Annotated in this window: 6 protein-coding genes; 2 read left to right on the forward strand and 4 right to left on the reverse strand. The window is 56.0% G+C overall.

Features of this window, described 5'->3' with window-relative positions; translation table 11 throughout:
• Positions 1 to 158: 158 nt before the first annotated feature.
• The 4 genes from hemG to pepQ are packed head-to-tail and all read right to left on the reverse strand — an operon-like array spanning position 159 to position 4,144.
• Positions 159 to 692, reverse strand: a complete 534-nt coding sequence (gene hemG / locus ACW14G_RS21695; protein WP_167577149.1) for a menaquinone-dependent protoporphyrinogen IX dehydrogenase — start codon at positions 690 to 692, stop codon at positions 159 to 161.
• 12 nt (positions 693 to 704) lie between these two features.
• A complete protein-coding gene (gene trkH / locus ACW14G_RS21700) occupies positions 705 to 2,156 on the reverse strand; it encodes a Trk system potassium transporter TrkH (protein ID WP_064546515.1) in 1,452 nt (483 codons plus the stop codon).
• A 42-nt stretch (positions 2,157 to 2,198) separates the two neighbouring features.
• Positions 2,199 to 2,813, reverse strand: coding sequence for an IMPACT family protein (locus tag ACW14G_RS21705; RefSeq protein WP_249022489.1), 615 nt, complete (start codon positions 2,811 to 2,813; stop codon positions 2,199 to 2,201).
• A complete protein-coding gene (gene pepQ, locus ACW14G_RS21710) occupies positions 2,813 to 4,144 on the reverse strand; it encodes a Xaa-Pro dipeptidase (protein WP_163448201.1) in 1,332 nt (443 codons plus the stop codon). Before pepQ ends, ACW14G_RS21705 begins: the two co-directional genes overlap by 1 nt.
• Before the next feature lie 191 nt (positions 4,145 to 4,335).
• On the opposite strand from pepQ, the gene fadB reads away from it, so the two are divergent.
• Positions 4,336 to 6,525: a fatty acid oxidation complex subunit alpha FadB gene (gene fadB, locus ACW14G_RS21715; protein WP_163448200.1), complete on the forward strand. Its 2,190-nt coding sequence runs from the start codon at positions 4,336 to 4,338 to the stop codon at positions 6,523 to 6,525.
• A gap of 9 nt (positions 6,526 to 6,534) precedes the next feature.
• The coding region (locus tag ACW14G_RS21720) for a thiolase family protein (protein ID WP_455648789.1) at positions 6,535 to 6,725 on the forward strand (191 nt) is incomplete at its 3' end.

The following is a 6,725-nucleotide window of genomic DNA, read 5'->3' on the forward strand; positions in this document are numbered from 1 at the left end:
CCGAAGTTCTCAGGAGAACCTCGCTGACCCGGCGGCTTGTTTGCCGTTGTTCCGTCTCAGTGGGGCCGCATTATAGGGAGAAATTGAGAACCCGCAAGCAGAAATATAAAAAAACTTTTCGTTCGCTCATTTTCCAGGCAATGCGCCGAATTCACGCCCTATTTGCGCGAAAGTCGCGCGATTTCTTTGGCAAAATCGGCCACCTGCCCCCAATCGGTATAAACCACTTCTTTACTGGTATCCGTTTCACCACCGGTCATCTTCATAATGAGACGAATCATGAAGCGATCGAACCAGCCGTAGCGTGGATAACGCAGCGCCCCGGCAAAAACCGCGCAGGCATCCGGCTGCCATGGCGAACGTAACAGGAACTTACGTGTATAGCTGTTCGTCTGCGGTGAACGTTTCTCCGGCTTACGCGCCACCAGGTTCACCGCGAAGAAAGCGCTCGGTATCGCCTGCAGCGCCGCCGCATGTTTTTTCACGAAGCGATCAAGGGCGGGATGAAAATGCCCATAGCGAATAGACGCACCAATAATGACGCGATCGTACTGCGTCCAGTCGACATGATCCGTCCGATTCAGATCCACCATTGCCGTCTCGACGTCCAGCTCACTCAGTTGTGAACAGAGATAAGCAGCGATTTCGCGCGTCTGCCCATCACGGGTAGAAAAGAGCATTAATGTTTTCAACGCTGACTCCTGTTATTCGCGCCAGAATGTTGGGGTAAACAGCACCAGCAGCGTAAAGACTTCCAGACGACCAAACAGCATGTTCGCGATCAGGATCCACTTCGCCACCGGGTTCATGCTGGCGAAGTTATCCGCCACCACGCCCAGCCCTGGCCCCAGGTTATTGAGCGTCGCCACGACGGAAGCAAACGCCGAGAAGTCGTCCACGCCGGTGGCGATGATCGCCAGCATGCTAATAATGAAGACCAGCGCGTAAGCGGAGAAGAATCCCCATACGGCTTCAAGAATACGTTCCGGCAGCGCACGGTTGCCGAGCTTAATGCTATAAACCGCATTCGGGTGGACGAGGCGCTTCAGCTCACGGTTCCCCTGCTTGAACAGCAGCAGAATACGAATCACCTTTAGACCACCACCGGTTGAACCGGCGCAACCACCAATAAATGCCGAACACAAAAGAAGAACCGGCAGGAATAGCGGCCAGCGCGCGATGCTATCGGTCGTAAAGCCGGCGGTGGTCGCCATCGACACCACCTGGAAGAAGGCCTGGTTGAGCGTCGTCACCGCCGAGGCATAGATATTATGGAACCACAGCACCAGCGTACAGATCACCACCAGCGTCAGCTGCACGCCGATAAACATACGGAATTCCGGGTCGCGCCAGTACACCTTCAGGCTCCGCCCGCTTAATAAAGAGAAGTGCAGGCCGTAGTTACAGCCAGAGATCAGCAGGAAGATAGCAATAATGGTGTTAATCGTCGGGCTATCAAAGAAACCCACGCTGGCATCATGCGTCGAGAAGCCGCCGATCGCGATAGTGGCAAAACTGTGGCCGATCGCATCAAACGCCGGCATCCCGGCAAACCACAGTGCCAACGCGCAGGCCACCGTCAGCAGAACATAGATAAGCCAAAGGGTTTTCGCCGTTTCAGCGATACGCGGGCGCATCTTGTTGTCTTTTAGCGGCCCGGGCATTTCTGCTCTATAGAGCTGCATCCCCCCGACGCCGAGGATAGGCAGAATCGCCACCGCCAGCACAATGATCCCCATCCCACCGAACCATTGCAGCATTTGCCGATAGAAGAGTATCGCGTGAGGTAATGAATCCAGCCCCACCAGCGTGGTCGCCCCGGTCGTGGTTAAGCCCGAGAACGATTCAAAGAACGCGTCGGTCACCGTCAGGTTCGGCTGCTCGGAGAATATAAACGGCAGCGCACCCACGCTGCCCAGTACCGTCCAGAACAGGACGACAATCAGAAAGCCTTCGCGCGATTTCAGCTCGCGTTTTTCACGACGGTTTGGCCACCACAGCAGGGAACCAATCACCAGCGCGACGAAAAAGGTCTGGGTAAATGCGCGCCCGGCGCCATCGCGGTAAATCAAAGCCACTAATCCCGGCAGGATCATTGTCCCCGAGAATAAGATGACCAGAAGTCCAACAATTCGAGTAATGGCACGAAACTGCATGTCCGGCGCGTCCTTTGATAATCAATAAAGTCAGGAGGGGGATTATTCTTCAATCGCTAACAAATGCAATGAACCACGGCTAAAATCGGCCAGTCTTGCGGAAAAATCCGCCACTTTCGCCTGCGGAAGCGCCACGCGAAGCTGTACCGAGGCCTGATAGTCGCTGTCGACTATCTGTCCCGCATATTGCTCCACCAGCCCCTCAACGCCCGCCAACTGTCCGTATTCGCATAGCAAAGTATATTCGGTTAACGGCGTTTTGATCTCCGTCGACAGCAGATTCAGTGCCTGCTGCACCCCACCGCCATAGGCTTTCACCAACCCACCGGTGCCCAATAAGATACCGCCGTAGTAGCGCACCACTACGGCGGTAATTTCACCGATGCCGCTGCCCATCAGCTGGGCCAGCATCGGTTTACCGGCCGTGCCCGCCGGTTCACCGTCATCAGAGAAACCCAGTTGCTGCGAGTCGTCCGGCCTACCCGCTACCCACGCCACGCAATGGTGACGGGCATCCGGGTGTTCAGCGCGAACCGACTCGACGAACGCTTTGGCCGCTTCCACCCCGTCGGTATGCGCCAACAGGGTGATAAAACGGCTCTTCTTGATCTCTTCAACGAAGGTGACCGGCTCCGCCGGTATTCGCCAGCTTTCCATTACGCCAGCTTCAGGTCACGCGTCATATTTTCGATGTTGTTCTCGTGGATCACCACGTTATCTTCAATACGAATGCCGCCAAACGGCTTCAGCGCTTCGATTTTCTGCCAGTTGAAGTGCTTGCTGAACTGGCCTTCGCGCCACGGCGCAAGCAGTGATTCAATGAAGTAGATACCGGGCTCGATGGTCAACACCATGCGCGGCTCCAGCACTCGGGTACAACGCAGATACGGATATTTGGACGGCGCTGCCAGATGCGTACCGCTATCGTCCTGCATAAAGCCCGCAACATCATGCACCTGCAGGCCTAGCGGGTGACCAATACCGTGTGGCATAAATGGCCCGGTCAGATCGTTCTCGACCATTGCTTCTTCGCTCATGTCGGTGACGATCTGATGTTTACGCAGCAGTTTGGCAATGCGTTGGTGGAACTGAATGTGGTAATCCACATAGCTGGTCCCCGCTTTCATGGTAGCGATCAGCGCCAGTTGCTCGGCGTTGACGTCTTTTACCAGGTGCGCGTAGTCGTTATCGCTGTGCGCAGCCCAGGTACGGGTCAGGTCAGCGGCATAACCGTTGTATTCCGCGCCTGCGTCCAGCAGGAAGCTGCGCATTTCCGATGGCGCGCGGTGATCCAGCTTGGTGTAGTGCAACACAGCCGCATGTTCGTTCAGCGCCACGATGTTGCCGTACGGTACATCGGTATCACGGTGGCCGGTAGCGGTCAGATACGCGAGGTTGATATCAAACTCGCTCATGCCGGAACGGAACGCTTCTTCCGCGGCACGGTGGCCATTAACCGCCATCTTCTGCGCTTCGCGCATGCACGCCAGTTCGTAATCCGTTTTATAGGAGCGATAGTAGTGCAGGTAATCAATAACCCCTTTCGGGTTGATGTTGTTCGCCGCAATACCTAAGCCCAGCGCACGCTCCGGAACCGGACCGATATAGCCGATATTGTCACGGGCAGCGGGCAGTTGGCTGCCAATACCGTCAGCTTTCGGCAGCGCGATAACCTCAACATCCTCCGTCCAGAATGAGGTCGGCAGGGGTTCAACGTTGTGCCAGTAATCGACCGGCAGGTAGAACCACAGCTTAGGTTTATTGACGCCGTCCACCAGCAGCCAGCAGTTAGGTACCTGAGTCACGGGCACCCAGGCTTTAAACTGCGGGTTAACCTTGAACGGGTAAGCGTGGTCATCCAGAAAAACATTCATCAGCTCGCCAGAGTGGATAAGCAGCGCATCAAGCTTAAAACGCTCGAGTGCGTTACGCGCCCGCTCTTGTAAGGTAACAATATGATTTTTATAAAGTGCGGCCAGTGATTCCATTATTTACCCTTCTGAATTTATTGCCCTTTAGTCCCCGCATAGTAGCACACCTCATTGATCCTGCGTGATTTCCCCCGGACGTGATCCGACCTGCAAATATTTAAAGTCTTATTTGCATTTATTTAACACAAAATACACACTCGAGTTTATCTGGTATGACCAGATCATATTGCTGGATTCAGGAGACTGACATGCTCTACAAAGGCGACACCCTGTACCTCAACTGGCTGGAAGATGGCATTGCCGAACTGGTGTTCGATGCCCCTGGCTCAGTTAACAAGTTAGATACCGCAACCGTAGCCAGCCTCGGCCAGGCGCTCGACGTCCTCGAAAAACAAAAAGAGCTGAAGGGGCTGCTGCTGCGCTCTGAAAAGGCGGCCTTTATTGTCGGCGCGGATATCACCGAATTCCTTTCGCTGTTCCTGGTACCAGAAGAACAGTTCAGCCAGTGGCTGCATTTCGCCAACAGCGTGTTTAACCGTCTGGAAGATCTGCCGGTCCCGACGATTTCCGCCGTTAACGGCTATGCGCTGGGCGGCGGCTGCGAATGCGTACTGGCGACCGACTATCGTCTGGCCACGCCGGACTTGCGCATCGGCCTGCCGGAAACCAAGCTGGGCATTATGCCGGGCTTCGGCGGTTCCGTGCGTCTGCCGCGTCTGTTAGGAGCCGACAGCGCGCTGGAAATCATCGCCGCCGGTAAAGACGTCGGTGCCGAACAGGCGCTGAAAATCGGTCTGGTCGACGGCATCGTTAAACAGGAAAAACTGTTCGACGGCGCGCTGGCGGTCCTGCGTCAGGCAATTAACGGCGACCTCGACTGGAAAGCAAAACGCCAGCCGAAACTGGAACCGCTCAAGCTCAGCAAAATTGAAGCCACCATGAGCTTCACCATTGCTAAAGGCATGGTGATGCAAACTGCGGGCAAACACTATCCGGCGCCGATCACGGCGGTGAAAACCATCGAGGCGGCGGCCCGCTTTGGCCGCGAAGAAGCGCTGAATCTGGAAAACAAAAGTTTTGTTCCACTGGCCCATTCTAATGAAGCCCGTGCGCTGGTCGGTATTTTCCTCAACGACCAATACGTAAAAGGTCAGGCAAAGAAACTGACCAAAAACACCGAACCGCCGAAACATGCCGCCGTGCTTGGCGCGGGGATCATGGGTGGCGGGATCGCTTACCAGTCCGCCTGGAAGGGCGTGCCGGTGATCATGAAGGATATCAATGAAAAATCGCTGACTCTCGGAATGACGGAAGCCAGCAAGCTGCTCAATAAACAGCTGGAGCGCGGCAAAATCGACGGCCTGAAGCTGGCCGGAGTGATCTCCACCATTCAGCCGACGCTGGATTACGCCGGTTTTGATCGCGTTGACGTGGTTGTTGAAGCCGTCGTGGAAAACCCGAAGGTCAAGAAAGCAGTGCTGGCAGAAACCGAGCAGAAGGTGCGCCCGGATACCGTGCTAGCTTCTAACACCTCGACCATTCCCATCGGCGAGCTGGCCGATGCGCTGGAACGCCCGGAAAACTTCTGCGGCATGCACTTCTTTAACCCGGTGCACCGTATGCCGCTGGTTGAGATCATCCGTGGCCAGAAAACCTCAGAAAGCACCATTGCCAAAGTCGTCGCCTGGGCGAGCAAGATGGGTAAAACACCTATCGTGGTCAACGACTGCCCCGGTTTCTTCGTCAACCGCGTGCTGTTCCCGTACTTTGCTGGCTTCAGCCAGCTGCTGCGCGACGGCGCGGACTTCCGCAAGGTTGATAAAGTGATGGAGAAACAGTTCGGTTGGCCGATGGGTCCGGCTTATCTGCTCGACGTGGTCGGTATTGATACCGCGCACCACGCGCAGGCAGTGATGGCGGCCGGTTTCCCGCAGCGTATGCAGAAAGATTACCGCGACGCTATCGACGCGCTGTTTGAAGCAAGCCGCTACGGTCAGAAAAATGGTCTGGGCTTCTGGCGCTATAAAGAAGACAGCAAAGGCAAGCCGAAGAAAGAAGAAGATGCTGCAGTGGACGGCCTGCTGGCCGACGTTAGCCAGCCGAAGCGCGACTTCAGCGACGACGAGATTATTGCTCGTATGATGATCCCGATGGTCAATGAAGTGGTGCGTTGCCTGGAAGAAGGCATCATCGCCAGCCCGGCGGAAGCCGATATGGCGCTGGTCTACGGCCTGGGCTTCCCTCCGTTCCACGGTGGCGCGTTCCGCTGGCTGGATACGCTTGGCAGCGCGAAGTATCTCGATATGGCTCAGCAGTATCAGCACCTTGGCCCGCTGTACGAAGTACCGGCCGGTCTGCGAGACAAGGCGCGCCATAACGAAGCGTATTATCCCCCGGTTGAGCCAGCCCGCCCGGCTGGTGAGCTGAAAACGGCTTAAGGAGTCACGATGGAACAGGTTGTTATTGTTGATGCAATTCGTACCCCGATGGGCCGTTCCAAAGGCGGCGCGTTCCGTAACGTGCGTGCGGAGGATCTCTCCGCGCACCTGATGCGTAGCCTGCTGGCGCGTAACCCGGCGCTGGAAGCGGCGGCCATCGACGACATCTACTGGGGCTGCGTACAGCAGACGCTGGAGCA

The sequence above is a fragment of the Kluyvera sp. genome (assembly GCF_965301105.1).

What these genes read in the sequence shown, in the direction of transcription:
- trkH (WP_064546515.1), bottom strand. Translation starts at nt 2,156, where the DNA reads ATGCAGTTTCGTGCCATTACTCGAATTGTTGGACTTCTGGTCATCTTA.
- ACW14G_RS21705 (WP_249022489.1), bottom strand. Translation starts at nt 2,813, where the DNA reads ATGGAAAGCTGGCGAATACCGGCGGAGCCGGTCACCTTCGTTGAAGAG.
- pepQ (WP_163448201.1), bottom strand. Translation starts at nt 4,144, where the DNA reads ATGGAATCACTGGCCGCACTTTATAAAAATCATATTGTTACCTTACAA.
- fadB (WP_163448200.1), top strand. Translation starts at nt 4,336, where the DNA reads ATGCTCTACAAAGGCGACACCCTGTACCTCAACTGGCTGGAAGATGGC.